We start from the raw sequence: 23,236 nt of genomic DNA, 5'->3' as shown, positions 1-23,236 counted from the left end.
CCCGGTCGTCCGGTCCTCGTCCTCGAACCCGGTCGTCCGTGGCTCCGCGGGAATCGACACGCGAGGACCCCGCGGACGCGCAGAGCATTTACGTGCCGCCGCGTTACCCTCGCCGATGCGAACTCCGGCAGACAACGCCCAGCTGGCGCTGCTCCTCGAGGTAGCGGGGACGCCCAAGCCGGGAAACGTCGACCGGCACCGCGAGTACGACGACCTCCGGTTCGAACACTTCCTCGCGGGGAGCGTCGGCGCGGGAGACGGTCTGCGAGCCGCCGAGGCGGACGCTGCCATCGGATCCGCGTTCGAGGAGTGCGTCGAGGGGATGAGCCACCAGCGGGGCGGCAACACCCAGTTCGGCTGTCTGTTGAACCTCGTCCCGCTGGTGCAGGCAGCCGCGAGCAACCGGCTCTCCCCGACCGGCGTGCAGGCGGTCTGTCGCGAGACGACCGTCGCCGACGCCTGCGACTTCTACCGGGCGTTCGAGCACGTTCCCGTCGCCGTCGACGATCCGCCGGCCGACCTCGACCTCCCGGACGTCCGTCGCGGTGCCGACGCCGCCATGGAGATCCGCGAGCGCGGGCTGACTCTCTGGGAGGTCATGGAACTGTCCGCCCCGCACGACGGTAACGCCCGGGAGTGGGTCGAGGGGTTCCCGCGGTCGTTCGCCGCCGCCGAGGAGGTGCTCGCGGACGAGGGGACGGCGACCGAACGCGCCGCCCGGGCGTTCCTCCGGCTCCTCGTCGAGGAACCCGACACGCTCGTCGCCACTCAGCACGGTCCGGACGTCGCCCGCGAGGTGCAAGAGCGCGCCGCGGCGGTCGGCGACGACCTCGACAGGGCGGCCGCGCTCGCCGAGGAGTTCGTCGACGCCGAGATCAACCCGGGGACGACCGCCGACCTCACTGCCGCGGCGCTGTTCGTCGCGCTCGAACGGGGGTGGCAGGTGTGAGTGGCCGGTCGAACGGGTCCAAGGCGGGCGACGCTGACTCCGACGCGGCCGCGGAGGTGGCCACGGACGCTGGTGCCGTCGAGCGATACGAGTCGTCGTGGCCGGTCGCGCTGGACGGTGTCACCGAGTCCGTCGTGACGACGCTCGGTCCGAACGACCTGTGGAACGTCGCCGCGCTCGGCCTCCACGCGTCCGACGGTGGCCTGTCGCCCGGCTCGGCGGCGACCGTCGACGCCGTGACGTGGGGGAACACCCGGACCCGCCGGAACTTTCACCAGCGGGGCGGCGGCGTCGTCCAGTTCGTCACCGACCCCCGGACGTTCGTCGACGCGGCGCTCACGATCCGCGAGGAGCCGGAGCCGGTGCTCGACAGCGCCGACGCGTGGGTCCGCGTCACGGCCGAACGGGTCGACGCGGACACGGCAGGCGACACCCGCCGGGAGCGGTGGCGGCTCCGTCCCGTCGACGGGGCGGTCCGCCGTCGCCGGCCGTTCACGATCAACCGGGCGTTCTACGCCGTCGTCGACGCCACCGTCGCCGCCTCGCGCCTCGACGTCGACGGCTACGACGAAACCGATCTCCTCGACCGTCTCGCGTACTTCGCCGAGACGGTCGAGACCTGCGGGGGACGGGCCGAGCGGGAGGCGTTCGCTCGGCTCACGCGCGAAACCGGGTGGCGCGACCGCCGCTGAGTCGTTCTGGCGCGATTGTCGACTCACGATCGCCCGAGTATCAACTCCGGGGTTGCGAACCAAAGAGTGATGTGTCCCTCCACGGACGGATCGGTCGACAGCCGACGACGGCGTCGTTCGCTCTCGTCGGCACCCGTGGAGACAGATGCGACGCACGAGACGACACCGAACGGCCGCCCGCGAGACCGCTCACACGACCACGACGCTCGTACTCACGGTGCTCGTCGCGCTCGCGCTCGTCGCGGTCGTCCCGGACGTGGGGACCGCAGCACTGGCGGTCGGCGACCGGCCCGACGGCGTGAGTGGCGACACGACACGCGTCGTCGGCGACTCGCTGAACGCGACGGCGACGCCGGCGACGGTCGCCGCCTCCGTGGGCGACTCGATCGAGGTGTCCGGGAGCACCGACGGCTCGGTGTCCGCGGTTCGGCTCTACCTCGTCGGACCGCGCGGGACGTTCCTCGACGAGGCCGGTCGGACGGAGGCGATGGAGACGGCGTCGGTCGCCGACGAGACGTTCGCCGTCACGTACGCGGCGTTCTCGCGGCGGGGGAGCTACAGCCTGCTCGTCGTCAGCCCGCGAGCCGACGGGAGCTTCGAGACGACGGAGACGCTCGACCGTGACTCGCTCCCCTCGAGGATGACGCGAGACCAGGCGGTCGACACGGTCAAACACGCCTACAGCGGGGACGAGGTCGTCGAGCTGACGCTCCGGGGAGAGACGCCGTCGCTCGCGATCGATCCGATCGGCGAGAACGGGACGGTCCCACGCGAGAACGGCGTGGAGGTGTCGGGCACCTCCAACCGCGGTGACGGCCGGTCGGTCACCGTCGACGTCCTCGATGCCGACGGACGCGTCGTGACCGGCACGACTGCCACCGTCGACGCCTCGGCGGGACGCTGGTCGACGGAACTCGACACCTCGACGCTGGACCCGGGGACGTACACGCTGTACGTCGACGACCTGGCCTCGACCGCGTCAGCACCTCTGGTGGTCGTCGACGACGAGGACGCCACCGCCGCGACGACACCGGCGGAGACGCCGATACCGGACGGCGACGCCGAGGCGGCGGAGGCGGCTGGAACGCCGGACGCGGGCGAAACCGTCGACAACGTGACCGGGGCCGCCCTGGCGAACGCCACGGACGGGCTCGACGACGCGACGTCTGTGCTCGGGGGGTCGGAAACGAACGCGACGACGAACACGACCGCGAACGAGACGGCGAACGCCTCGGCGACCGGGAACGGCTCCGTGAACGACAGCGCGTCGGGAGCCGACGGGTCGACGTCGGAGGGGCTGCCGGGCTTCGGGGTCGTGGCCGCGCTCGCCGCGGTCGTCGTTCTGGCGGCCGCCGCTCGGCGGCGGACGGACGGGTGATCGTCGATCACCCGTCGCGTCGATCTCCCGTCGTCTCCGACGCACCGTCGGCGAACCGACGACGCGTAACGAATCGTTTTTGTGCGCCAGCGGGCAATCACCGCCCATGGCGATCAAACCCAAGTACGTGAAACAGCTCGGGAACGTCCTCCTCGAGCGGTATCCCGAGGCGTTCAACACGGACTTCGAGACGAACAAGGACAGCGTCACGAAGCTCACGAACGTCGAGTCGAAGGGCGTCCGCAACCGAATCGCTGGCTACATCACGCGCAAGAAGGCCTCCACGCAGGCCGCATCGGCGTAACGCTTCTTCGAGGCCGACCGCGTCAGCGCACCCACCCGTGAGCGACGAGGCCGTCGAGCCGGCCAATGCGTCGCCGCGCTCGCGAGCGACGTGGCCGACGCGTACTTGAGAGATACCGCCGAGCGTCCGGTATGCGACTCATCGGTCACCGCGGCTGTGCGGCACGCGGCCCCGAGAACACGCTCGCGGCCATCGAACGGGCGGCTCCACACGTCGATGCCGTCGAGATCGACGTCCGCCGGTGTGGGTCGGGCGAACTCGTCGTGGTGCACGACGCGGCCCTCGACCGTCTCGTGGGAGTCGACCGACGGGTGTCGGCGACACCCTGGTCCGAACTCCGTGACCTGCGCGTTCTCGACTCCGATCAGCGGATCCCGTCGCTGGCCGACGTGGTCGAGGTGCTCCCGCCGACCACGGGACTGAACGTCGAACTCAAAGAAGGCGGGCTCGCGAGCGACGTCGACCGTGCCGTCTCCGACCACCCCGACGTGTGGGTGTCGTCGTTCGACCCCGAGGCGCTCGCGGAGACGTCGCTCCCGCGGGCGCTGCTCTTCGCCGACGACTGGGATGGCTCCGTGGCGACCGCCGAGGCGCTCGACTGCGACGCGGTCCACCCGCACTACGACCTGGTGCTCGACACCCCCGAGCGAGTCGCCGCGGCACACGACACGACGTTCGAGGTGAACGTCTGGACGCCGCCCGTGGCGGTCGTCCCGACGCTTCGCGCCGCGGGGGTCGACGGCGTCATCGTCGACGACTGGGCTGTCCCGTGGTGACCGCAACCCTCTTTCGGCTCCGGGTTCGGCGGGTCGGTATGGTCCGCGTCTTCACCCGCGAGAACGCCGTCATCGCGGCCTGTATCCTCGTCGCCCTCGTCGTCAGCTCCCTCGTCGACACGAGCGGTGTCGGGCCCGACTGGCTCGACCTGGCGGTGTTCTTCGCCCTGGCGATCGTCGTCCCCATCGCTGTCAACGAGTGGCTCGACCGGCGGCAGCGCTGACCGACAACCGCCAGCGGAACCGATGCCGAAGCGCGCCCGGACGGGTCAGAACCGTCTGGCCCTGTTCGCGGCGACCCAGGCGTCCGTCGGGCTACCGTCGGGGACGCGCGTCGTGCGTCCCTGGAGCGCGTCGACGCGCCCGGCGAACGTCCACTTCTTGCCCTGCCACGTCTCTTCGGTGGCCGCGGCCGCGGCCGCTGCCGCGAGCTCCTGGTCGCGCATGTGCGCCGAGACGGCCGCGGCGATGGCCGCGGCTTCGTCCTCGCTCGCGTCGTCGGGGATCGCGAGTTCGCGTTCGCCGTCGGTTTCGAGAGCAGCGTCGGCGGTCGCGTCGTCCGCTGTTTCGGGATCGGGTGTGGTGGCCATCGTCGGTCAGATCGGGAGGTTGCCGTGTTTCTTGTCGGGCTGGTCGCCGCGCTTCGTCTTCAGCATCGTCAGGTCGTCGACGAGTCTCGCGCGCGTCTCGGTCGGCTCGATGACGTCGTCGACGAACCCTCTGTCGGCGGCCGTGTAGGGGTTGGCGAACTCCTCGCGGTACTCGTCGATGAGCTCCTGTCGGCGGGCGTCGGGATCGTCGGCGGCGTCGAGCTCGCTGCTGTAGAGGATGTTGACCGCGCCCTGCGGCCCCATGACGGCGATCTCCGAGGTGGGCCACGCGTAGTTGACGTCGCCACCGATGTGTTTCGAGGCCATCACGCAGTACGCGCCCCCGTACGCCTTGCGGGTGATGACGGTGAGGAGGGGAACCGTCGCCTCCGAGTAGGCGTACAGGAGCTTCGCACCGTGGCGGATGATGCCGCGGTGTTCCTGCTCGGTGCCGGGCATGTACCCAGGCACGTCGACGAACGTGAGGATGGGGATGTTGAACGCGTCGCAGAAGCGGATGAAGCGCGACCCCTTCATCGAGGCGTCGACGGTGAGCGTCCCGGCGTTCGCGCGCGGCTGGTTCGCCACGACGCCGACGGAGTGGCCGTCGAGCCGACCGAAGCCGACGACGATGTTCCGCGCCCACTGCTCGTGGGTCTCGAAGAACGACCCCTCGTCGACGACCTCGTCGATCACCTCGGTCATGTCGTAGGGTTTCTGCGGCGAGTCGGGCACGACGTCCGTGACGTCGGCCGCCCGCTGGGGGTCGTCCCATGGGTCGACCCGCGGCGGGTCCTCGACGTTGTTCTGGGGCACGTACGACAGCAGCCGTCGGACGTTGTCGAGCGCCGTCTCCTCGTCCGGGAACGTCTTGTGGGCGACACCGGTCTTCGAGGCGTGCGTCGTCGCCCCGCCGAGTTCCTCGAACGTGACCTCCTCACCGGTGACCGTCTTGATCACGTCGGGACCGGTGATGAACATGTGCGAGGTGTCCTGCACCATGAAGATGAAGTCGGTGATGGCGGGCGAGTACACCGCGCCGCCGGCACACGGACCCATGATGGAGGAGACCTGCGGGACGACGCCGGACGCCTGCTGGTTGCGGTGGAAGATGTCCGCGAAGCCCGCCAGCGACTTCACGCCCTCCTGGATGCGCGCGCCGGCGGAGTCGTTCAGCCCGACGATCGGCGCACCGACCTCCATCGCCTTGTCCATCACCTTGCAGATCTTCTCGGCCATCACCTCGCCCAGCGAGCCGCCGAACACCGTGAAGTCGTGGGCGAAGACGAACACGGTCCGGCCGTCGACCTCGCCGTACCCCGTGACGACGCCGTCGCCGGGGAGCTTCTTCTCCTCCATGCCGAACTTCGACGTCCGGTGAGTGCGGAACTTGTCGAACTCGTTGAACGTCCCGTCGTCGAGGAAGTAGTCGATCCGCTCGCGGGCCGTCATCTTGCCCTTGTCGTGCTGCTTCTCGATGCGGTCCTCGCCGCCGCCGAGCAGCGCACGCTCGCGTTTCTCGCGGAGTTCCTCGATCCGGTCCTCCATCGTCATGTCGGACCACCTGATGTCATTGGCGGTACGTGAACGACCCGGAGCAAAAGGATTCCGGGATACGGAGGCGACGGCGCGCGTCGCCAGTCTGTCGCTCCACCGTCCGAACGATCCATCCGCCGACCGCCGTCCGGCGAGTGTTTTTGTTCGTTCGGGTTTCACCGTCGATCCATGTCCCCTCGCGGACGTGGGGTGTGACGGTGCGACCCACCACCCCGTACGCACTCGCCGGGATCGGCCTCCTGCTGGGCCTCGTCGTCCTGCTGTTCGGTCCGCTCCCGACGCCGACGCTGAACTACCTCGTGGGCGGGGCGTCGCTCGCGGTCGCCGTGGTTAGCGTCGCGTCCCTGATCGTGGCGGGGAGCAGTCCGGGCGAACGGGGGCCGGAGTTCTGAGCGCGCCTGGAAACCCACACCGGGGTACGAGGAACGTATCCGCGTCGACGAGACATGCATCCCCGTCGGGCCGTGTCGTCGAGACGGTGGAGTCACGTTCGAGCACGTGCGCGGGTACGATCGCCCACGAGCACGCACTCACTGCTCGTAGCGTTCCGCCCGCTGTTCGAAGTGTTCGGCCTCCTCGTCGCGATCCCGTTTTCTGAGGAACTCGGCGTACGCGCTGTAGGGTTCGGGCCGCATCACCCCGCCACTCACTGCTTTCTGGTAGTGTTTTTCGGCCTCGTCGAGTCGGTCCTGGTCAGCGAGCCACTTCGCGAACTCACAGTTGCTCGGCCAGTAGTCCGGGTCGAGTTCGAGTGCCGCCCTGTACTGTTCTTCGGCCTCCTCGGGTCGCTCCTGTCGAACGAGCACGTCCGCGTACTCTACGTGGATGTCGCACCAGAAGCTAGGCACGGTGCGGTCCACCGTAAGTTCGAGCAGGGTCTCGTACTGGTGTTCGGCCTCGTCGAGTCGGTCCTGTCGCACGAGGAACCTCGCGTAGCGGGTGCGCCACGAGTAATCGTCGGGGTCGATGTCGATAGCGTTCCGGTACTGTTCGTCTGCCTCGTTGGGCCGATCTTCCGCTTCCAGAAACTCCGCGTAGCGCCTGCGCCACAACCAGCCGTCCGGGTCGACGTCGATAGCGTTCCGGTACTGTTCGTCTGCCTCGTCGGGCCGACCTTCCGCTTCCAGGAACTGTGCGTATTCGATGTAGTGATACGGCCACTCCGGTTCTTTCTCGATCGCTGCCTGGTACTGTTCGTCCGCCTCCGTGGTTCGGTTTTGCTCCTCGAGGAAGCGCGCGAATACGACGTGCGCTCCGGCGTTGTCCGGCGAGTGTTCGAGTGCAGCCCTGTAGTGTTTCTCCGCCCTGTCGACTTGACCCTTGGTGGCGAGTAGCTCTGCTAATCTGAGCCGTCCCCCCGTGTTCGTCGGGTCCTCTTGGAGCAGATCTCGGAGCTCGAGTATCTCCTCGTACTCTTCTTCACCGATCATCGCGGTGCTCGGAGACGCCTCCAGCAGCGTCCTCACGACGTTCCCGTTCTCGTTCACGAAGCTGTACGTCTCGTCGGCCTTGGTCAAGAACTGGATCCTCGCTGCACCGACTTCCTCGAAGAACGCTACTCTGTCGTGCGACCGGAGCGTCGACCGGTACTTTCGTGCGACCGGCTCGAACTCGTCGTGCCGGGGTTTCGTCGCTGGCTGCTCCTGTCGGTCTTCGGTATCGAGGTCCGGTTCCCCACCAGAGCGGTCCTGTTCGTCCTCGTCAGAGGATTCGTCCTCCCCTTCGTCGGGGTACATCCCCGCGACGAGCAGGTCGAGAAGCGCCGGGATCTCGTCCGCGGAGAGTTCGGTCGTCAGCTTCTTGACCGTGTCGACGACCCTCGTCTCGAAGGTGCCGACCTCTCCTCCGTCCTCCCAGTCGGTGGGCTCTTCGTCGGATTCGGTCGGACTGTCGGTCCGCGCCTGTGTCTCGTCGTCCTGCCGCCAGTGGGTGTAGGCCTCGTCGTATCGTCGCCAGAGCGCGACGAGCGTCAGGTCCTCGATGAGGGTCGGGGTCTTCTGTATCTCGTCGAAGAGACCCGGCCACCGGAGAGTGATGGCGACGAACTTCCCGATCTGTTCCATCGTCGGCCGCTCGGCCGCCTGCACGCCGGCCTCCGAGCGGTCCTGTTTGTCCCGTTTCGCACTCATCAGCAGCTCGGTGAGCGTGTACAGGTTCACGAATCGCTTGATCCGTCGGGGGTTCTTCTCGAGCGTCGGCGCCACGAGCTGTATCACCGCCTGGAAACGTTGTTGATCCCACCCTTGGACAGTCGCCCACGCCGGTTCTCGCTGCAATCTCCGCAACGCTAGTTCCCTCTTGACCTTCTCTGGGAACACGTTTTTGTGGAATATTTGCCTCCCAGATTGATACCCCGGGTATCCCTCGAACACCTCGTTCGGAAGGCGGCCGGATCGATGTAGGCGTGAAATGAACCTCCAATACCTGTCAGCGAGTGAAAAGAATAGCAGACCACAGTAGAGAATAATCGAGTGCTTCAGCCCCCTGGGTTCGTTTCCATCGCCGGTGGTTGACGGTTCTCCGTTCGTCGCTTCCGCCTCGACGAGGTTCGTGGCGCTCTCCGTCGGGATCTGTGGGACGGTGAACGGGATCTGGACGAACTTCTCGAGGTACCGGTGTCCGTAGTCGAGCCGGGCGTTACCCTGCTCCTCCTCCTCCCCCGAGTGGAGGTACGAGAGTAGGTCGCGGTGTTTCCCCGCGAGCGCGCCCGCCACCTTCTGGCGGTCCATCCCGAGGAGGAACACGAGCCGCGCGTCGTCGGCGAGCATGAGGTGTATCGACTCGACGACGTCCGCGACCTTCGACGCCTCACACCGGTCGAGGTCGTCGACGAAGACGAACACCGGTCGGTCGTGCCCGACATAGGCGTCCAGCAACTGCGCGAAGTCCTCGTGGAACCGCTGGATGAACGAGACGCGGTCCTCGTACGCCGCGCTCGTGTGGTACGACTCGACTCCCTCTCTGATCCGTTCGACGACGTTCCGTCGCATCCAGAGGACGAACGCGACCCCGGAGACGGCCGTCGCCCCCAGCGGCGCGAGTATCGTTCCTCCCTGTGCTCCGAACAGCCCCTCCGGGGGCGATTCCCCGAGAAGGCCGAGGATCGACTGGGCCGTCCCCTCGGAGAGCCCGGAGAGCAGGGTCCAGACGACGAGTGACAGCACGAGGGTCGCCCCCGCCCACAGGAGCGTCCGTCGCCACTCGTGCCGCGAGCGGATCGCGAGGAGTTTCAGCCGGGCTCGGAGCCGCCCCCACGTGCCCAGTCTCTCCGTAATCTGGTCGACGAACGCGAGGATGAACGCCGTCCACAGCACCTCCTCCGCCTGGTAGCGCCACGGGTTGAACTCGACCGTGGCGTGTCCGCGCACCGAGAGCCGGTCCTCGAGCTGGCGCATGAACGAGGACTTCCCGCTCCCCCACTCGCCCTCGATCGAGACGGTCAGGGGTCGGCTCGCGTGCAGGAGGAACGACTCCAGCACTTCGACGTACAGCTCGAAGTTCAGCGAGTCCTCTGTCGACGCCCGGTCGTTGAGCGCCCTCGGGAGCGTCTCGCTCGCCGTCTCCTGCGGGGTCGACATGTCGGTTGTATAATTTGAATGTCATCTATGGGGATAACGCTATCTGCCGGGTTTACGGAACGAATCGACGCGGTTCCCGTTCTCCGGGTCCGCCAGCACCCACCCGGGACCCCTCACATCGGCGTGATCCGTCGGCGTGACCACGTCTCGTCCGATCGGTGTCCACGCTGGGACGAGGTCTATCGACGGGAACCCACTCACACCCCGAGCGCGCCCGGCCCGAGGGTGACGAGCGCGACGCCGACCACGACGAGCACCCCGCCGGCGACGACGCCGCGGGTGACGCGCTCGAGATCCCGGAGGAAGACGGCGGCGAACACGGCGGTGAACAGGGGTGCGGTCGCCACGAGCGGGTCGACGAGCGCGACCCGACCGTCGGGGAGGGCGAACGCGGCGAACAGCGAGAGGAGACCGCCGGCCGTGATGACCCCGCTGAGGACGAAGTAGCCGTACGTCTCTCGCGGGGCCCGGAGGTGGTCGGGGTGACGGGTGAGGACGTACGCCACCACCACGACGAGCGCCGCGGTCTCGTTGATCGCGACGGCCTCGAGCGCCGACGCGGGCGACGTGGTGAGCCCGAACCGACGGAGGACGTTCCCGACGGCGAACGCGCCCGCCGCGGCGAGCGGGAACACGAGGTCCCGGGGCCGCCACCCGCGGAGGTCGCCGCCGCGTGCCGTCGAGAGGACCGCGAGGCCGGCGACGATGACGACGACGCCGGCGGCGGTCGACGCCGAGAGGGGTTCGCCGAGCACGGCGAGGGCGAGGAGCGTCGCGAACAGCGGCCGGGCGCTGATGACGGCGCTGTTGACCGACGCGCCGACGCGCTGGATGCCCGCGAACACCGCCAGCCGACCGAGCGCCGTGCCGACGACGCCGGCGGCGAGGAAGACGACCACGGTCTCCAGCGAGAGCGGCGGGAAGAGGGGATCACCCCTGAAGAGCGAGAGGCCGACGAGCCCAGCCCAGTACAGCGAGGCGTCGACGAGGACGACGACGAGCGACGCCTGGACGGGGGTGCCACCGATCGAGAGGGCGCGCTTCGAGACGACGGGCTCGAACCCCCAGAGGAGCGCCGGCAGGAGGGCGAGGACGTACACCTCGGGAGCGGCGGCGAGGAAGTCGGCCATGTCGGCGGCGAAGGACGGGGGGAGTAAAGCGACGGTGGTTCGAAGTAACCGGCCCTCCACGGGATCGACCGGTCCTCAACGGGACCGACCACGGTGGGGCGACGACGGACAGTGGCCGTGGCCACCGTGCCGAGGCGACGGGGGGAGCTTTTACCGCCGCCGCCCCTCGCCTCAGATATGAGCAGGGCTCTGGCGGACAAGCGCACCGCGACGCGCCTCCGCGTCCTCGTCGAGATCGCCGACCGGCAGCCGGCGGTCAGCCAGGGCGAGATCGCCGACGCAGTGGGGGTCACGTCTCAGGCCGTGAGCGAGTACATCCGCGACCTCGTCGACGACGGCTTCGTCGAGAAGGAGGGGCGCTCGCGGTACCGCGTGACGAAAGAGGGCGTCGACTGGCTCTTCCGCGAGGTGAAGGCGATCCGCCGGTTCACGGACCGCGTCACCGAGGACGTCCTCCAGTCGGTTCAGGAGGACGCCGCGCTCGCCACGGACCGCATCGAGGCTGACGAGACCGTGACGCTCAGCCTGCGCGAGGGGCTCCTCCACGCGACGCCCGGCGACGCGGGGCCGGCCACGGGCGTCGCGACCACGACGGCCGAGGCGGGTGAGGACGTCTCCGTCACGGGCTTCGAGGGCGTCATCGAGATGTCTCCGGGTTCGGTACGCGTCTACCAGGTCCCACGGGCACGGAACGGGGGAAGTCGGGCGGTCGACGGCGACGTCCTCGCGTCTGCGGTCGCAGCGACCGACCTCGTCGTCGCCGCCGGCGTCGAGGCCGTCGCCGCGCTCCGCCGAATCGAGGTCGAACCAGCGGTGAGCGTCGCCGCGGGCACCGTCGCGAGCGAGGCTGCAACGAAGGGTCAAGACGTCGTGGTCGTCGCGAGCGTCGACGAGGTGGGTCGCGTCACCGACACGTTGCGCGACGGCGACGTGACGTACGAACTGCTCGACGCGATCGGGGAGTGACTGGGACGCCGCCGAGCGGGACAGAACGCCGAGCGGGACAGAACGCCGAGCGGGGCGAAACGACGAGCAGGCGCGGCTGCCGGTGCCGTCCCCTCTTCACACTCGCACCGGTTCGGCGGCCGCGTGGTCTCGAGCCGTCACGTACGCGTCCTGCAGTCGCTTGAACTCCTCACGGTCGCCGCCGTGGTCCGGGTGGGCCTCCTTGATCTTCGTCCGGTACGCCGACTTCACCTCGTCGGGCGACGCCTTCGGGTCGAGGTCGAGTTCGGCGAACGCGACGGAGACGGGGTCGTCGACGACGGGTTCGGGCTCGAGTTCGGGCACCTCGAAGGGGAGCCGCCGGCCGAGCCCACGGCCCGGCATCTCGTGTTCGCAGAGGACGGTGTACGTCCCGGCCTCCTCGATCCGGAAGTACGCCTTCGCGTCGAAGGTGATCGCCACGTCGCGGTCGGGGAGGTAGAAGGCGACCGTCTCGCCGTGGATCGTGTGATCTTCGCGGAAGCGTTCGTCGATGTCGACGAGATACTGACGGATCTCGCCACGGCGACGGACCGTCCCGTCGATGCGCCGACCCTCCTCGACCGGCGACGTCGGAAAGAGCCGGTCGCCCACGACGAAGACGACGGCGACACAGCAGGACGCCACGGAGCCGAGCACCACGCCGGCGAGGAGCCACGGCGGGATCAGCGACAGCCACTCCGGAAGCACACCTGTGGCTTGGCGTGGAACGTAAAGAAGTTCTCGGCAGAGGTCGTTCGCTCGTCGTCGTGGCCACGGCTGCGGCCCGGTCACACCGACGGCTCGTCGACGCCGTCGTCCGTCCGGCGATTCGGTCGACGTGCCTGATCGTCGGCCGTCAGTGGTCGGTCGCCGGCCGTCGGTCGGCGGATGGCGGTCCGAGGCCAGACGGTCGCGCCGAGGTGACGACCTGGTCGTGGCCGGTCAGGAGACGACGTGGCCAGTCAGTAGACGACGTACAGGAACGCGTAGACGACGTTGCCGAGGACGAACGACACGAGCCACAGCGAGGCGGCGAGGCGACCGATCCGGGCGTGGCTCGTCCTTCTGAGTTCGGAGACGGGTCGGGTGAGTGCGAGGAGGACCACGTAGTAGAGGAGGGGCAGACAGACGATAGCGAGGAGGATGTGGATCGCCAGCGTCGGCAGGTAGACGAACCGGTAGACGGCGTCCGGGCCGGGGAACGGTGCCGGTCCCTGGAGGCTCACCTTGTAGAGGTACAGCACGAGGAACACGACGAACAGCCCCACGGAGGCGAGCATGAACGCCCGGTGCCGCCGCCAGTTGCCTCGCCTGATGGCCCTGACGCCGAGGACGATCGTGACGATCGCGACCGTGCTGACGACGGCGTTGACGTGCGGGATCGCGGCGAGCACGGCGTCGGACGTGCGGGGGAGCAACGTGTGCGGGACGGCCCCGAGCACCGCGCCGAACACCAGGAGCAGGGAGACGACGGTGAGCACGGCGGCGAGTTCGCGGACGCGGTCGCGTGCACGAGCACGGAGTTCCATAGGCGGTCGGAAGGAGCCAACGGACGAAAACCGTTCGGAGTTCGGGCGGGGATGCGGCCCCCGCGACTGGGTTCGCCCGAGCGGTCGAAGCCGTCTCGACGTTCGAGGTGGCCGTGCCGAGTTCCTCGTCGTCTGCGGCGGACGCCTGTCTTGAGGCAGGACGACGTACGCGATGGCACAACACATACGTGGCACGCGGGCGTATACCGAAGCCGGTCGGTGCACATGACCAGCCGCGTCTCCACACTCGCCGCGGGCCACCCGAGACTCGTGCTGAAGCTCGTGGTCCTGGCGGTACTGCTGACGCTGTTCCTGGCCGTCGGTACTGGAGAGGTGACCGCCGGACTCGCCTTCGGTGGTGAGTTCGGACCGTAACCCGGGGCCGCCCAAGCCGGCTTCGAACCGGGGTGTCGTCCCCGGACTGCGCCCGTCTCACACGCTCTCGAATCCGCGACAGTCGGACCCGACTCGCGCCGCGGTGTCGCCGTCCTGACGTGGTGTCTCGGTCCGACACCCCTGCCCCGAAAGGAAAGTCATTTAATCGGGGGCAGGATACGGTGTGATGCACACGCCACTGCGAGCGTGGGTAGCCAAGCCAGGCCAACGGCGCAGCGTTGAGGGCGCTGTCCCATAGGGGTCCGCCGGTTCAAATCCGGTCCCACGCATCGCACGGGTGGCCCGACGGGCCACCACACCGAGGCGGCATCGCCGCCGAGGCAAGTCGATGCAGGTGTCGTCCCTCTGCGGACAACACCCACGCACAATCCTTCCGAACGCTACCCGACGAGCGACGGCTGGCTCGGACACCTCGGCGGGTCGGAACGCTTCGAACGGAACCGACGATCCGGTCGAGAGAGACAGAACGTCGGGAACCGGGCGTCTGTCCGCGAATTTAAACGGATGGAACCAGTACGGAGCGTATGGCTAAGTACTCGACAGGCTCGGGTGGCGGCGGCGATGCCGGCGACGCCTGCGAGCTCTGTGGAACGGAGACGGGCGACCTGCGGCGGGCGAACGTCGCGGGCGCGAACCTCCTGGTCTGCGGCGACTGCGCGCCCCACGGCGAGCAGCGCGGTGGGGGCGACCGACGGCGGTCCGGCTCCGGCGGCTCCGGTTCGAGCGACGACTCCGCGTTCGAGGGCAACCGCAAGAAGCGCGCCGCCCAGCGTGCCGCGAAGCTGTACGACAAGCAGAAGGGGGACTCGAGCCGGTGGGAGCGTGAGGGGACGAACTACGAGAAGGACCGGCTCCCCTACCTCGTCTCCGGCTACGGCGGCAAGGTCGAGGAGGCACGGCAGGCAGCGGGGCTCCAGCTCGGCGATCTGGCGACGGAACTCGACGTCGACGAGGCCGACCTCCTCGCCGTCGAACAGGGCCGCGCCTCGCGAGCGGGCGTCGGCGGCTCGGTCATCCGGGCGCTCGAAGAGCGGCTCGAGGTGCGGCTGGTCGACGAGTAGCGGAGCCCTGTCGCCGTCCCCGATGGCGTCGAGACGTGTCGAGACGCATCGGTCGAACCGGCCGCGGCAGTGACCGTTCGGGTCGGAAGCTTTTTTCTCCCGAAGTGCGCCACGCCGGACGTGCACTCACGAGCCCCTGCGGAGCCCGAGGTCCGGACGTTCGAGGCCGACGTGACGGCGGTCGACGAGTCGACCGTCGAACTCGATCGAACCTGGTTCTACCCGGAGGGCGGCGGACAGCCCGCCGACCGCGGAACCGTCGCGGGCCACGAGGTCGTCGACGTCCAGAAGCGAGACGGACGGGTCGCGCACGTGCTGTCCTCGAACCCCGAGCCGGTCGACCTCGCCGTCGGCGACACGGTCGACTGCGTCGTCGACGACGACTTCCGGACGTACTGTATGCGTGCGCACACGGCGAGCCACGCGCTCTACGGAGCCGGCCGCCGTCTGCTCGACGATCTTGGCTACGGCGGCTTCGGCATCGGAGCTGAGAAGGTCCGAGTCGACTTCGCCACGTCGACCGACATCGACGACGCGGTCCTGGTGGACCTGGAACGACTCGTCAACCGGATCGTGTGGGAGTCGCGCCCGGTGTCGTGGGAGGAGCTCCCGGCCGAGGAGGCACGCTCGCGCGACGACGTCGCGTTCAACACGAAGACCGAAGAGGGCGTGATGGCCGAATCGGAGCGCGTCCGGATCGTGACGATCGACGACTGGGACGTCGCCGCGTGCGGCGGCACCCACGTCTCGAACACCGGCGAGATCGGTCCCGTGGAGGTGCTGGAGCGGTCCAACCCCGGAGAGGGGCTCACCCGCGTCGAGTTCGCCGTCGGCGAACCCGGCATCGAGCGACACGCGACGGTCCACGAGGCGGCGCTCGACAGCGCGGGCGAACTCGGTGTCGCCGTGGCCGACCTCCCCGAGACCGTGGCGTCGTTGCGCGCGGAGAACGAGCGGCTCTCCGCGGAGCTGGCTGAGCTCCGCGGAGAACTCCTCGCGGGGCGCATCGCGGCGCTGGAGACCGTCGACCGCGACGGCACGGTCTGGCGGATCGGGACCGTGTCGGGATTCGAGGCGAACGCGGTCGGCGAGGCGGCGAAGGAGGCCGTGGGCGACGCCGGCGACGCCGTCGCGGTCGTCGGCGACGGCGAACGGCCGTTCGTCGTCGTCGCGTCGACGGGCGCGGTCCACGCCGGCGAGGCGGTCGACGCCGTGACCGACGCGTTCGGCGGCGGCGGTGGCGGCGGGCCACCGTTCGCTCAGGGCGGCGGGCTCGACGCCGACGCCACCGAGGTCGTGGCGTTCCTCCGCGAGTACAGCGACGATCTCGACGACTAGACCCCGTCTCGGCGATGCTGTAAACACGACACCGATCTCCGCGTGAGGCGACGAACGCCCCACTATGATCTCCGCGTGAGGCGACGGTTACTCGTCGCCGGCGTCTCGGCGTTCCTCGCCACCGGTGTCCGACTGCGTCTCACCACTGGTGTCCGACTGCGTCTCCCCACCGGCGTCCGGCTGCGTCTCCCCACCGGTGTCCGGCTGCGTCTCCCCACCGGCGTCCGGTTGTGTCTCCCCACCGGCGTCCGGTTGTGTCTCCCCACCGGCGTCCGGTTGTGTCTCCCCACCGGCGTCCGGTTGTGTCTCCCCACCGGCGTCCGGTTGTGTCTCACCGCCGAGCGCTCCCTCTGCCTCGCCACCGGCTCCTGTTTCCGTCACGTCGCCGGACCCTCCCAGTGTCACGCCACCGGTGCCGGAGCCCCCTTCGCTCGTCGGCTCTCGCCACTCCGGGATCCCACGTCGCCGGACGATCACGAGCGCGATCACCACGCCGAGCGCCAGGAGAAGGGCGAGCGGGACGACCGTCACGAGCAGGCCCTGGATCCCGAACCCGCCGTCGCCGGCCGCCTCCGTCGTCTGGCCGGCCGTCGTCTCGACGGCGGCTTCCGTCTCGGTCTGTTGCGTCTCCGACGACCCCTCGCCGATGCCGCGAACCGTCACCGTCTCGGAGGTCGTCCCGTCGCGGCGCGCCTGGAGGTCGTGGTCGCCGGGTTCGTCGATCCGGACCGTCGCCTCGCCGTTGGCGTCGGTCCGTCCGACCGGTTCGCCGTCGAGCAGGAGTTCGACGTCGGCGGCGGGTTCGCCGTAGGCGTTCGTGACCTCGACGGGGACGACCTCGCCGGCGACGACCCGCTCGTTCACTGCCGTGAGCGACAGCGACGGCTCGCGACTGATCGACAGCGTCACCGACCCCTGGGCCTCGTCGACCGACACCGTTCGTGTCGTCGTCTCGTACCCGTCCTTCGACACCTGCACGCGGAGGTCGCTGTTGACTGGCAGGAGCGTCGCGACGCTTCCCCGCTCGTCGGTCGTCAGGTCGCCGACGCGCTCGATCGAGACGGTCGCGTCCGCGACCGGTTCGGCGGGGCTGAAGTGGTCGTCCTCCACGACGACGTCGTAGTCGACGCGGCCGCGTTCGATGGTCACGGATCGCTCCGGCGATCCCGCGACGATGATCTCCCTCGTGGTCTGGTAGTAGCCGGACTTGACGACCGACACCGTGTACCGGCCCTGTTCGATAGTGCCGCTCTGGAACACGCCGCTCGTATCCGTTCGCCCGGTGACGACCGCGGTGTCGTCCTGACGGAGCACGACGTTGGCGTCTGCGATCGGGCCCTCGGCGTCACTGACCACCACGTCGACCTCGGCTTTCCGGGCCACCTCGATCGTGTGTTCCCTCTCGGTCGCGACGCGGATTCGGTACGGCTGGTTCCGGATGTACTCGGGGTCGTCGAGCGTGATATCGACGCTGGCCCCCCGCGGAACGTCCACGAACACCTTCCCGTTGGAGGCGGTCGTGGCGCGCGTCTCGCCGTCCTCCCAGCTGGCGACGAGCGTGACGCCTCCGAGTCGCTCGTTCGAGGAGGGCACCACCACCTCGAGCGTCAGGGTGACCTGCTCTGACTGTGACTGTGCGACTGCTGGCCCCGACGCACCGACGAGCGACGCGGCGAGGACCAGCACGGCCGTCAGCAGGGGGGTCCACTGCATGTGCGACTGACTCAGGCATCCACGGCTTTAATGCTGCGTGTTGTCGACTCCCACCGAGTGCCCCCGGGCCCGGCGACTCGATCAGTCCGTCTCACTCGCAGTGTCCCCCTGCGACACACCGTCCGGACTCTTCGGGTTCGTGTACCGTGTGGGTCGTCGTCGGTAACCGTCCCGCAGTCGCGCTGACCACGTCGTAGCCGACCGCGTACGGGACGAGGGGTGCCGCGTTCGCGACGGGCGAGACCGCCGTATTCGTGGAGACGCTGGTCACGGCCCCCCGAGCATGCTCTCCGGGTAACGGTCCGGTTCGGCGAGGTAAAGCGTCATACTACCACCGACCAAACCCACCGATGACTCCCACATGCCCACCAGACACGTCGTCACGGTCGACTCGGATCAGGACGTCGTCGCCGTCCACCACCCGGCCCCGTCGGACGAGTGGCTGGTGTGGTGTCACGGACTCCTGAGCGACAAGGCGGGCAGCTACGAATCCCGGTCCGAGCGGGCCGTCGAGGAGGGATACAACGCCGTGCGATTCGACTGCCGGGGGTGTGGCGAGTCCGACGGACCGTTCGTCGCGTCGACGCTCCGGTCGCGGATCGAGGATCTCCGGGCCGTGCTCGACCACTTCGACGCCCGGTTCGAGGTCGGGACGTACGTCCTGTTCGGCTCGAGTTTCGGTGCGAAGGTGGCGTTGCACGCGGCCGTCGGCGACGACCGCGTGCGACGAGTGGCCGGGCGCGCGCCGGTCACGTTCAACCGGGCGTTCGACGACGTGCGGGCCGTCGTCGACGAGGCCGGCACGTTCCAGTACGACACCGGAGACGCGATCGACCGGCGGTTCTTCGACGCACTCGACGACTACCCGTTCGAGGCAGTCGCGTCGGAACTCGACGTTCCCGTCGCGCTGTTCCACGGCCGGGACGACGAGACCGTCCCGCTCGACGACAGCCTCGCGGCGACGGGCGCGCTCGACACCGACGTCACGCTCCGGACGTTCGCGGGGGAGGGACACGTCTTCTCCGAGTCGGCCGAGAGACGGATGCGATGGGGGCTGTTCGACTGGCTCGCGGCCGACTGACGGGCGGCCACCGCGCGCTCGCGAGTCGGGGCTGGGCCGCCCGTCGTCGGGGTCGGGCGCAGGTTTTTCCTCGGCGGGTCGCGTTGAGCGAGCATGGCACTAGCGTCGGGGTCGCTCTCGGAGGAACAGCGGGCCGTCCGGGACGTCGTCCACGAGTTCGCCGTCGAGGAGATCCGTCCGGGCGCGCGGGAGGCGGACGCGACGGAGACGTTCCCCGAGGACGTCTGGGACGGCCTCGCCGACCTGGATCTCACGGGGCTCACGACGCCCGAGGCGTACGGCGGGTTCGACGCCGACCGGCTCACCTACAGCGTCGTGAACGAGGCGGTGGCGTACGGCCAGCTCGCGGTGGCGACCGCGCTGTCGGTCCACTGTCTGGCGACGTCGTGTATCGCGGAGTTCGCGACCGACGACCTCAAAGAGCGCTATCTCCCCGAGATGGCTCGTGGGAGACCCGTGGGGATGTTCGCGCTCTCGGAAGCCGGGGCGGGGTCGAACCCGGCGGAGATGACCACGGTCGCGCGGCGCGAAGGCGACGAGTACGTCATCCAGGGCGAGAAGCAGTGGATCACCAACGGGCAGCGAGGGGAGGTGTGTATCGTCTTCGCCAAGACCGACCCCGACGACCCCGCGTCGGTCACGCAGTTCCTCGTCCCGAAGTCGGCGGGCATCGAGGTGGGAAAGAAGGAACACAAGCTCGGCCTCCGCGCGTCGGACACCACCGAACTGCGGTTCGACGGCGTGCGGATCCCCGCGGAGAACCGCCTCACCGAGGAGGGACGCGGGCTCTCGGCCGCGTTCAGGATCCTCACCGGGGGACGGATCGGTATCGCGGCGCAGGCGGTCGGCCTCTCGCAGGCCGCGCTCGACGAGGCGGTCGCGTACGCCAACGACCGCGAGCAGTTCGACGGACCGATCGCCGACATCCAGTCGATCAGACACAAACTCGCCGACATGGCGACGAACGTCCACGCCTCGCGGCTGCTCGTCCACGAGGCTGCGAGGCAGGCCGACGCCGGCGCGGACCCCCGGACCGCCGCGTCGATGGCGAAGTACTTCGCGAGCGAACGCGCCGTCGAGGTCTGCAACGAGGCCGTCCAGGTCCACGGCGGGTACGGCTACACCACCGAGTTCCCCGTCGAACGCTTCTACCGTGACGCGAAGATCCTCACCATCTACGAGGGGACCTCCCAGATTCAGAAGGAGATCGTCGCGCGCGACGTCGTCGACTGAGCGGTGCGACGAGTCCGGTCGTCCGACGGCTCGACCGCGACCCGGCGACACGCGGTGGGAGCGAAGCGCTCTTTTCGGTGTCGGGCCTCGGACGGGGTAGTGACCGACGCCCTCGACACCGACCCCGCCACCCCACCGCTCGACTCGTTCGACGGGATCGTCTACGATCTCGACGGGACGCTCGTCCGACTCCTCGTCGACTGGGACGCCGTCGCCCACGACGTCGCCGCCCGTTTCCGGGAACACAGGGTGGACGCGAGCGACCACGACCTCTGGGCGATGCTCGACCTGGCCGACGAACACGACCTGAGAGCGGAGGTCGAGGCCGTCATCGGCGAGCACGAACGCACCGGCGCGCGCAACTCCACCCGCCTCCCGCTCGCGGATCGACTCGACACCCACGCGGTACCGGTGGGCGTCTGCTCGCTCAACTGCGAGGCGAGCGTCCGGGTCGCGCTGGAGACGCACGATCTGACCGAGTGGGTGGACGCGGTCGTCGGCCGGGACACGGTCGCGACGCGCAAACCCGACCCCGAACCGCTCCTGGCGACGCTCCACGCCATCGGCGTCGATCCCGAGGGGGCGGTGTTCGTCGGCGACTCCCCGCGGGACCGGACGACCGCCGAGCGCGCCGGGGTAGCGTACCGGTCGGTCGAGTCGTTCCGAACCGAATGACCGACCGTGAGCCACCCACCACGGGCCTCCCCTACGCGAGCGTCGTGGTCTCCCATCCGACGACGGGCCGCTTATCCGTTCAGACTCCCTACGTCCGGCGATGAGCGACGACGAGAGCGCGACCGTCACGGTCACGTACTACTGCCCCCACTGCGAGGCGCTGGTGGAGCTCGAACGCGACGCGTACCTCGCGGACAAGGCCGTCACGCCGTACCCGTTCGAGGGGTGGACGTACGCCACTCCCGACGAGGCGTACGAGTCCGCCGACGGCGTCCGGTTCGTCTGCGGCGAGGACGGCACCCTGAAAGACGGCGAGGAAGGCTGTGGGGAGCCGTTCTACCTGAGCTTCGTCAGGTACGACGAGGGGGAAGAACTCGATCCACGACGACCTGCCGAGTACGTCGAACTGAGCGAGAGCGCCGGTCCGCGAGGTCCCCAGGGGCCGTCGGGCCCTGGACCCCGCTGACTGGCCCACCTCGCTCCCTCGCAACGCCGAGAGACGACCGGACACCGAGACCGTCGCGACCCCGCCGCCCGTGGAACGATAGACGGCTGGTAGGTGACTCCCGATGGCGGGGCGGATGGGTCGCGTGGGGCGCGCCTCCGCCCGTCGCGTCCCCCGTGCACGCCCGACGTGCAGCGACGAACGGATCGTCGCCCGCACTCGTGGGTAGGTGGCCGGGAGAAAAAACGAGTCGTGGCAGTTCCCAGCACGTTGGAACGACCGTCGCTCCTTTGACCGGCGGTCAGCCCTTGATGTTACAGACGGGGAACGTCCGGACGACGGTCTCGCCGATGCCGAGTTCGTCCGAGACGCGGACGACCTCGTCGACGTCCTTGTAGACGCCCGGCGCTTCCTCGGCGACGGTCGCGCCCGACTGTGCCTTCACGTAGATCTGCTGGCCCTCGCGGAGGTCCGACTGCACGTCCCCGCCCCAGAACTCCTTTTTGGCCTGAGTTCGGCTCATCAGCCGGCCCGCACCGTGGGCGGTCGAGCCGAACGAGCGCTCCAGCGACTTTTCGCCCCCGCGCAGCACGTACGACCCCGCGCCCATGCTCCCGGGGATGATCACCGGCTGTCCCACGTCGCGGTACGCCGACGGCACCTCGGGACGGCCGGCCGGGAACGCCCGCGTGGCCCCCTTGCGGTGGACGTACAGTTCGCGTTCCTCGCGATCGACGCCCGCGTCGTAGCCCGTGGGGTGGCCGTCGGCGTCGACCGCCACCTCGTGGACCTCCTTCTTCGCGATGTTGTGCGCGACGTCGTACAGCAGGTCCATCCCCAGCTCCTCCCACGGCGTCCCGAACACGTCGGCGAACACCTCGCGGGTGCGGTGGGTGATGAGCTGGCGGTTCACCCACGCGAAGTTGATGCAGGCGCACATCGCGCGGTAGTACTCCTCGGCGAGGTCCGAGCCCGCGGGCGCGGCCGCGAGTTCCTTGTCGGGTAGCTCCGCGAGCAGGTCGGCGTGTTCCCGTTCGATGCGGCGGAGGTAGTCCGTACACGTCTGGTGGCCCAGCCCACGGGAGCCGCAGTGGATCAGGACGACGATCTGCCCTTCCGAGAGGCCGTAGGCGTCGGCGACGTCGTCGCGGAAGACGTCGGTGACGCGCTGGACCTCGAGGAAGTGGTTGCCCGAGCCGAGCGAGCCGAGCTGGTTCTTCCCGCGGTCCTTGGCCTTCTTCGAGACGGCGTCGGCGTCGGCCTCGGGTCTGAACCCTTCGTCCTCGCAGTGGGTCATGTCCTCCCGGACGGCGTACCCCTCCTCGACGGCCCAGTCGACACCCCGTTCGAGGACGGACTCGACCACGTCGGTGGAGGTCTCGACGACGCCGCCACCGCCCAGCCCCGAGGGGATGGCGTCGAACAGTGCGTCGACGAGTTCCTGTTCGCGCCCCTGGACGTCGGCGTACGACATATCGGTCTTCAGCATTCTCACGCCACAATTTATATCATATCCGACAGACCCGGGTGAGATACACCCCGTCTCGACGTCGGTGGCGCCGACGCCGCCGACAGGGAAGCCGTAGCCCTGGTGGCCGTCGGGCATGCAGACGGCGTAGTCCGCGATGCCGGGGAGGTGGGTCGCGTTCCTGAGTTGCGAGAGCGTCTTGTCGTCGCCGATCTGTTCGAGGAGCGCCTCGCTGGCGAAGACGCGCGCGGGAACGCGCATCTCCCCCGTTCTGGGGAGTTCCCAGACGTACTCGGAGACCTGTTCGAGCGTGACGTCGCCGAACTGGCGTGTGGTCATACGCCGACCAACGACGCGTTCGGTGGAAAGGGTTCCCC

Annotated in this window: 23 protein-coding genes and 1 tRNA gene; 16 read left to right on the top strand and 8 right to left on the bottom strand. The window is 69.1% G+C overall.

From position 1 onward, the window contains the following. Nucleotides 1-115 precede the first annotated feature (115 nt). The 6 genes from FZP69_RS13230 to FZP69_RS13205 all read left to right on the top strand — a co-directional run bounded on the left by FZP69_RS13230 (nt 116) and on the right by FZP69_RS13205 (nt 4,323). A complete protein-coding gene (locus FZP69_RS13230) occupies nt 116-949 on the top strand; it encodes a triphosphoribosyl-dephospho-CoA synthase (RefSeq protein ID WP_152041880.1) in 834 nt (277 codons plus the stop codon). 56 nt (nt 950-1,005) lie between these two features. Next, nucleotides 1,006-1,641 carry a DUF447 domain-containing protein gene (locus FZP69_RS13225; RefSeq protein WP_152043380.1) on the top strand — a complete coding sequence of 212 codons (636 nt, stop codon included), beginning with the start codon at nt 1,006-1,008 and terminating at the stop codon, nt 1,639-1,641. Nucleotides 1,642-1,786: 145 nt separating this feature from the next. Then, the gene (locus FZP69_RS13220) at nt 1,787-3,019 is read left to right on the top strand and encodes a PGF-CTERM sorting domain-containing protein (protein ID WP_152041879.1); all 1,233 of its coding nucleotides are present in this window, start codon (nt 1,787-1,789) and stop codon (nt 3,017-3,019) included. A 106-nt stretch (nt 3,020-3,125) separates the two neighbouring features. After that, nucleotides 3,126-3,323 carry a 30S ribosomal protein S17e gene (locus FZP69_RS13215; protein ID WP_152041878.1) on the top strand — a complete coding sequence of 66 codons (198 nt, stop codon included), beginning with the start codon at nt 3,126-3,128 and terminating at the stop codon, nt 3,321-3,323. A 131-nt stretch (nt 3,324-3,454) separates the two neighbouring features. After that, entirely contained in the window at nt 3,455-4,099 is a 645-nt protein-coding gene (locus FZP69_RS13210) for a glycerophosphodiester phosphodiesterase (protein WP_152041877.1), read from the top strand. A 38-nt stretch (nt 4,100-4,137) separates the two neighbouring features. Further along, nucleotides 4,138-4,323, top strand: a complete 186-nt coding sequence (locus tag FZP69_RS13205) for a hypothetical protein (RefSeq protein WP_152041876.1) — start codon at nt 4,138-4,140, stop codon at nt 4,321-4,323. A 45-nt stretch (nt 4,324-4,368) separates the two neighbouring features. Here FZP69_RS13205 and FZP69_RS13200 read toward each other — a convergent pair whose 3' ends face one another. Beyond that, nucleotides 4,369-4,689 (bottom strand): acc operon protein, encoded by a 321-nt coding sequence (locus FZP69_RS13200; RefSeq protein ID WP_240137624.1) that lies wholly within the window; start codon nt 4,687-4,689, stop codon nt 4,369-4,371. Nucleotides 4,690-4,695: 6 nt separating this feature from the next. After that, nucleotides 4,696-6,237: an acyl-CoA carboxylase subunit beta gene (locus tag FZP69_RS13195; protein ID WP_152043378.1), complete on the bottom strand. Its 1,542-nt coding sequence runs from the start codon at nt 6,235-6,237 to the stop codon at nt 4,696-4,698. Nucleotides 6,238-6,443: 206 nt separating this feature from the next. Between FZP69_RS13195 and FZP69_RS13190 the strand changes: the two genes are divergently transcribed. Then, nucleotides 6,444-6,638: a hypothetical protein gene (locus tag FZP69_RS13190; RefSeq protein ID WP_152041875.1), complete on the top strand. Its 195-nt coding sequence runs from the start codon at nt 6,444-6,446 to the stop codon at nt 6,636-6,638. A 138-nt stretch (nt 6,639-6,776) separates the two neighbouring features. Here the strand turns inward: FZP69_RS13190 and FZP69_RS13185 are convergent, their stop codons facing one another. Then, the gene (locus FZP69_RS13185) at nt 6,777-9,824 is read right to left on the bottom strand and encodes a P-loop NTPase fold protein (protein WP_152041874.1); all 3,048 of its coding nucleotides are present in this window, start codon (nt 9,822-9,824) and stop codon (nt 6,777-6,779) included. A gap of 197 nt (nt 9,825-10,021) precedes the next feature. After that, nucleotides 10,022-10,954, bottom strand: a complete 933-nt coding sequence (locus FZP69_RS13180) for a DMT family transporter (RefSeq protein ID WP_152041873.1) — start codon at nt 10,952-10,954, stop codon at nt 10,022-10,024. A 177-nt stretch (nt 10,955-11,131) separates the two neighbouring features. Here FZP69_RS13180 and FZP69_RS13175 point away from each other — a divergent pair, with 177 nt between their 5' ends. Continuing rightward, nucleotides 11,132-11,920 (top strand): DUF7839 domain-containing protein, encoded by a 789-nt coding sequence (locus FZP69_RS13175; protein WP_152041872.1) that lies wholly within the window; start codon nt 11,132-11,134, stop codon nt 11,918-11,920. Nucleotides 11,921-12,016: 96 nt separating this feature from the next. On the opposite strand, the gene FZP69_RS13170 is transcribed toward FZP69_RS13175, so the two are convergent. Together FZP69_RS13170 and FZP69_RS13165 are read right to left on the bottom strand one after the other, a co-directional pair. After that, the gene (locus tag FZP69_RS13170) at nt 12,017-12,628 is read right to left on the bottom strand and encodes a J domain-containing protein (protein ID WP_152041871.1); all 612 of its coding nucleotides are present in this window, start codon (nt 12,626-12,628) and stop codon (nt 12,017-12,019) included. Nucleotides 12,629-12,882: 254 nt separating this feature from the next. Beyond that, entirely contained in the window at nt 12,883-13,449 is a 567-nt protein-coding gene (locus FZP69_RS13165; RefSeq protein ID WP_152041870.1) for a DUF420 domain-containing protein, read from the bottom strand. A 225-nt stretch (nt 13,450-13,674) separates the two neighbouring features. Between FZP69_RS13165 and FZP69_RS22590 the strand changes: the two genes are divergently transcribed. The 4 genes from FZP69_RS22590 (at nt 13,675) to FZP69_RS13150 (ending at nt 16,244) form a co-directional block, all read left to right on the top strand. Continuing rightward, entirely contained in the window at nt 13,675-13,824 is a 150-nt protein-coding gene (locus tag FZP69_RS22590; RefSeq protein WP_192918579.1) for a hypothetical protein, read from the top strand. A 205-nt stretch (nt 13,825-14,029) separates the two neighbouring features. After that, nucleotides 14,030-14,114, top strand: a tRNA-Leu gene (locus tag FZP69_RS13160). A 255-nt stretch (nt 14,115-14,369) separates the two neighbouring features. Then, complete coding sequence (locus tag FZP69_RS13155) at nt 14,370-14,906, top strand: helix-turn-helix domain-containing protein (RefSeq protein ID WP_152041869.1); 537 nt, start codon at nt 14,370-14,372, stop codon at nt 14,904-14,906. A 120-nt stretch (nt 14,907-15,026) separates the two neighbouring features. Beyond that, nucleotides 15,027-16,244: an alanyl-tRNA editing protein gene (locus tag FZP69_RS13150; RefSeq protein ID WP_152041868.1), complete on the top strand. Its 1,218-nt coding sequence runs from the start codon at nt 15,027-15,029 to the stop codon at nt 16,242-16,244. 87 nt (nt 16,245-16,331) lie between these two features. Here the strand turns inward: FZP69_RS13150 and FZP69_RS13145 are convergent, their stop codons facing one another. Continuing rightward, complete coding sequence (locus tag FZP69_RS13145) at nt 16,332-17,957, bottom strand: carboxypeptidase-like regulatory domain-containing protein (protein WP_152041867.1); 1,626 nt, start codon at nt 17,955-17,957, stop codon at nt 16,332-16,334. A 361-nt stretch (nt 17,958-18,318) separates the two neighbouring features. Here FZP69_RS13145 and FZP69_RS13140 point away from each other — a divergent pair, with 361 nt between their 5' ends. The 4 genes from FZP69_RS13140 (at nt 18,319) to FZP69_RS13125 (ending at nt 21,412) form a co-directional block, all read left to right on the top strand. Beyond that, nucleotides 18,319-19,038, top strand: coding sequence for an alpha/beta fold hydrolase (locus FZP69_RS13140; protein ID WP_152041866.1), 720 nt, complete (start codon nt 18,319-18,321; stop codon nt 19,036-19,038). 93 nt (nt 19,039-19,131) lie between these two features. Beyond that, on the top strand, nt 19,132-20,271 hold the full coding sequence (locus tag FZP69_RS13135) for an acyl-CoA dehydrogenase family protein (protein WP_152041865.1): 1,140 nt from the start codon (nt 19,132-19,134) through the stop codon (nt 20,269-20,271). Nucleotides 20,272-20,370: 99 nt separating this feature from the next. Next, on the top strand, nt 20,371-20,946 hold the full coding sequence (locus FZP69_RS13130) for an HAD family hydrolase (protein ID WP_152041864.1): 576 nt from the start codon (nt 20,371-20,373) through the stop codon (nt 20,944-20,946). 100 nt (nt 20,947-21,046) lie between these two features. Then, nucleotides 21,047-21,412: a hypothetical protein gene (locus FZP69_RS13125; RefSeq protein ID WP_152041863.1), complete on the top strand. Its 366-nt coding sequence runs from the start codon at nt 21,047-21,049 to the stop codon at nt 21,410-21,412. Between the two features lie 280 nt (nt 21,413-21,692). Here the strand turns inward: FZP69_RS13125 and FZP69_RS13120 are convergent, their stop codons facing one another. Further along, nucleotides 21,693-23,198, bottom strand: coding sequence for an RtcB family protein (locus FZP69_RS13120; protein ID WP_152041862.1), 1,506 nt, complete (start codon nt 23,196-23,198; stop codon nt 21,693-21,695). Between the last annotated feature and the right edge of the window lie 38 nt (nt 23,199-23,236).

It is taken from the genome of Salinigranum salinum (assembly GCF_009176545.1).
GTDB lineage: Archaea > Halobacteriota > Halobacteria > Halobacteriales > Haloferacaceae > Salinigranum > Salinigranum salinum.
This window is presented reverse-complemented; position numbering and strand designations above follow the sequence as displayed.

Excerpts from the sequence above, each read along its gene's own strand:
- FZP69_RS22590 (WP_192918579.1), top strand. The coding sequence starts at position 13,675 with ATGACCAGCCGCGTCTCCACACTCGCCGCGGGCCACCCGAGACTCGTG.
- FZP69_RS13135 (WP_152041865.1), top strand. The coding sequence starts at position 19,132 with ATGGCACTAGCGTCGGGGTCGCTCTCGGAGGAACAGCGGGCCGTCCGG.
- FZP69_RS13210 (WP_152041877.1), top strand. The coding sequence starts at position 3,455 with ATGCGACTCATCGGTCACCGCGGCTGTGCGGCACGCGGCCCCGAGAAC.
- FZP69_RS13185 (WP_152041874.1), bottom strand. The coding sequence starts at position 9,824 with ATGTCGACCCCGCAGGAGACGGCGAGCGAGACGCTCCCGAGGGCGCTC.
- FZP69_RS13220 (WP_152041879.1), top strand. The coding sequence starts at position 1,787 with ATGCGACGCACGAGACGACACCGAACGGCCGCCCGCGAGACCGCTCAC.
- FZP69_RS13205 (WP_152041876.1), top strand. The coding sequence starts at position 4,138 with ATGGTCCGCGTCTTCACCCGCGAGAACGCCGTCATCGCGGCCTGTATC.
- FZP69_RS13215 (WP_152041878.1), top strand. The coding sequence starts at position 3,126 with ATGGCGATCAAACCCAAGTACGTGAAACAGCTCGGGAACGTCCTCCTC.
- FZP69_RS13230 (WP_152041880.1), top strand. The coding sequence starts at position 116 with ATGCGAACTCCGGCAGACAACGCCCAGCTGGCGCTGCTCCTCGAGGTA.
- FZP69_RS13200 (WP_240137624.1), bottom strand. The coding sequence starts at position 4,689 with ATGGCCACCACACCCGATCCCGAAACAGCGGACGACGCGACCGCCGAC.
- FZP69_RS13145 (WP_152041867.1), bottom strand. The coding sequence starts at position 17,957 with ATGCAGTGGACCCCCCTGCTGACGGCCGTGCTGGTCCTCGCCGCGTCG.
- FZP69_RS13175 (WP_152041872.1), top strand. The coding sequence starts at position 11,132 with ATGAGCAGGGCTCTGGCGGACAAGCGCACCGCGACGCGCCTCCGCGTC.
- FZP69_RS13125 (WP_152041863.1), top strand. The coding sequence starts at position 21,047 with ATGAGCGACGACGAGAGCGCGACCGTCACGGTCACGTACTACTGCCCC.
- FZP69_RS13195 (WP_152043378.1), bottom strand. The coding sequence starts at position 6,237 with ATGGAGGACCGGATCGAGGAACTCCGCGAGAAACGCGAGCGTGCGCTG.
- FZP69_RS13140 (WP_152041866.1), top strand. The coding sequence starts at position 18,319 with ATGCCCACCAGACACGTCGTCACGGTCGACTCGGATCAGGACGTCGTC.
- FZP69_RS13180 (WP_152041873.1), bottom strand. The coding sequence starts at position 10,954 with ATGGCCGACTTCCTCGCCGCCGCTCCCGAGGTGTACGTCCTCGCCCTC.
- FZP69_RS13155 (WP_152041869.1), top strand. The coding sequence starts at position 14,370 with ATGGCTAAGTACTCGACAGGCTCGGGTGGCGGCGGCGATGCCGGCGAC.
- FZP69_RS13120 (WP_152041862.1), bottom strand. The coding sequence starts at position 23,198 with ATGACCACACGCCAGTTCGGCGACGTCACGCTCGAACAGGTCTCCGAG.
- FZP69_RS13165 (WP_152041870.1), bottom strand. The coding sequence starts at position 13,449 with ATGGAACTCCGTGCTCGTGCACGCGACCGCGTCCGCGAACTCGCCGCC.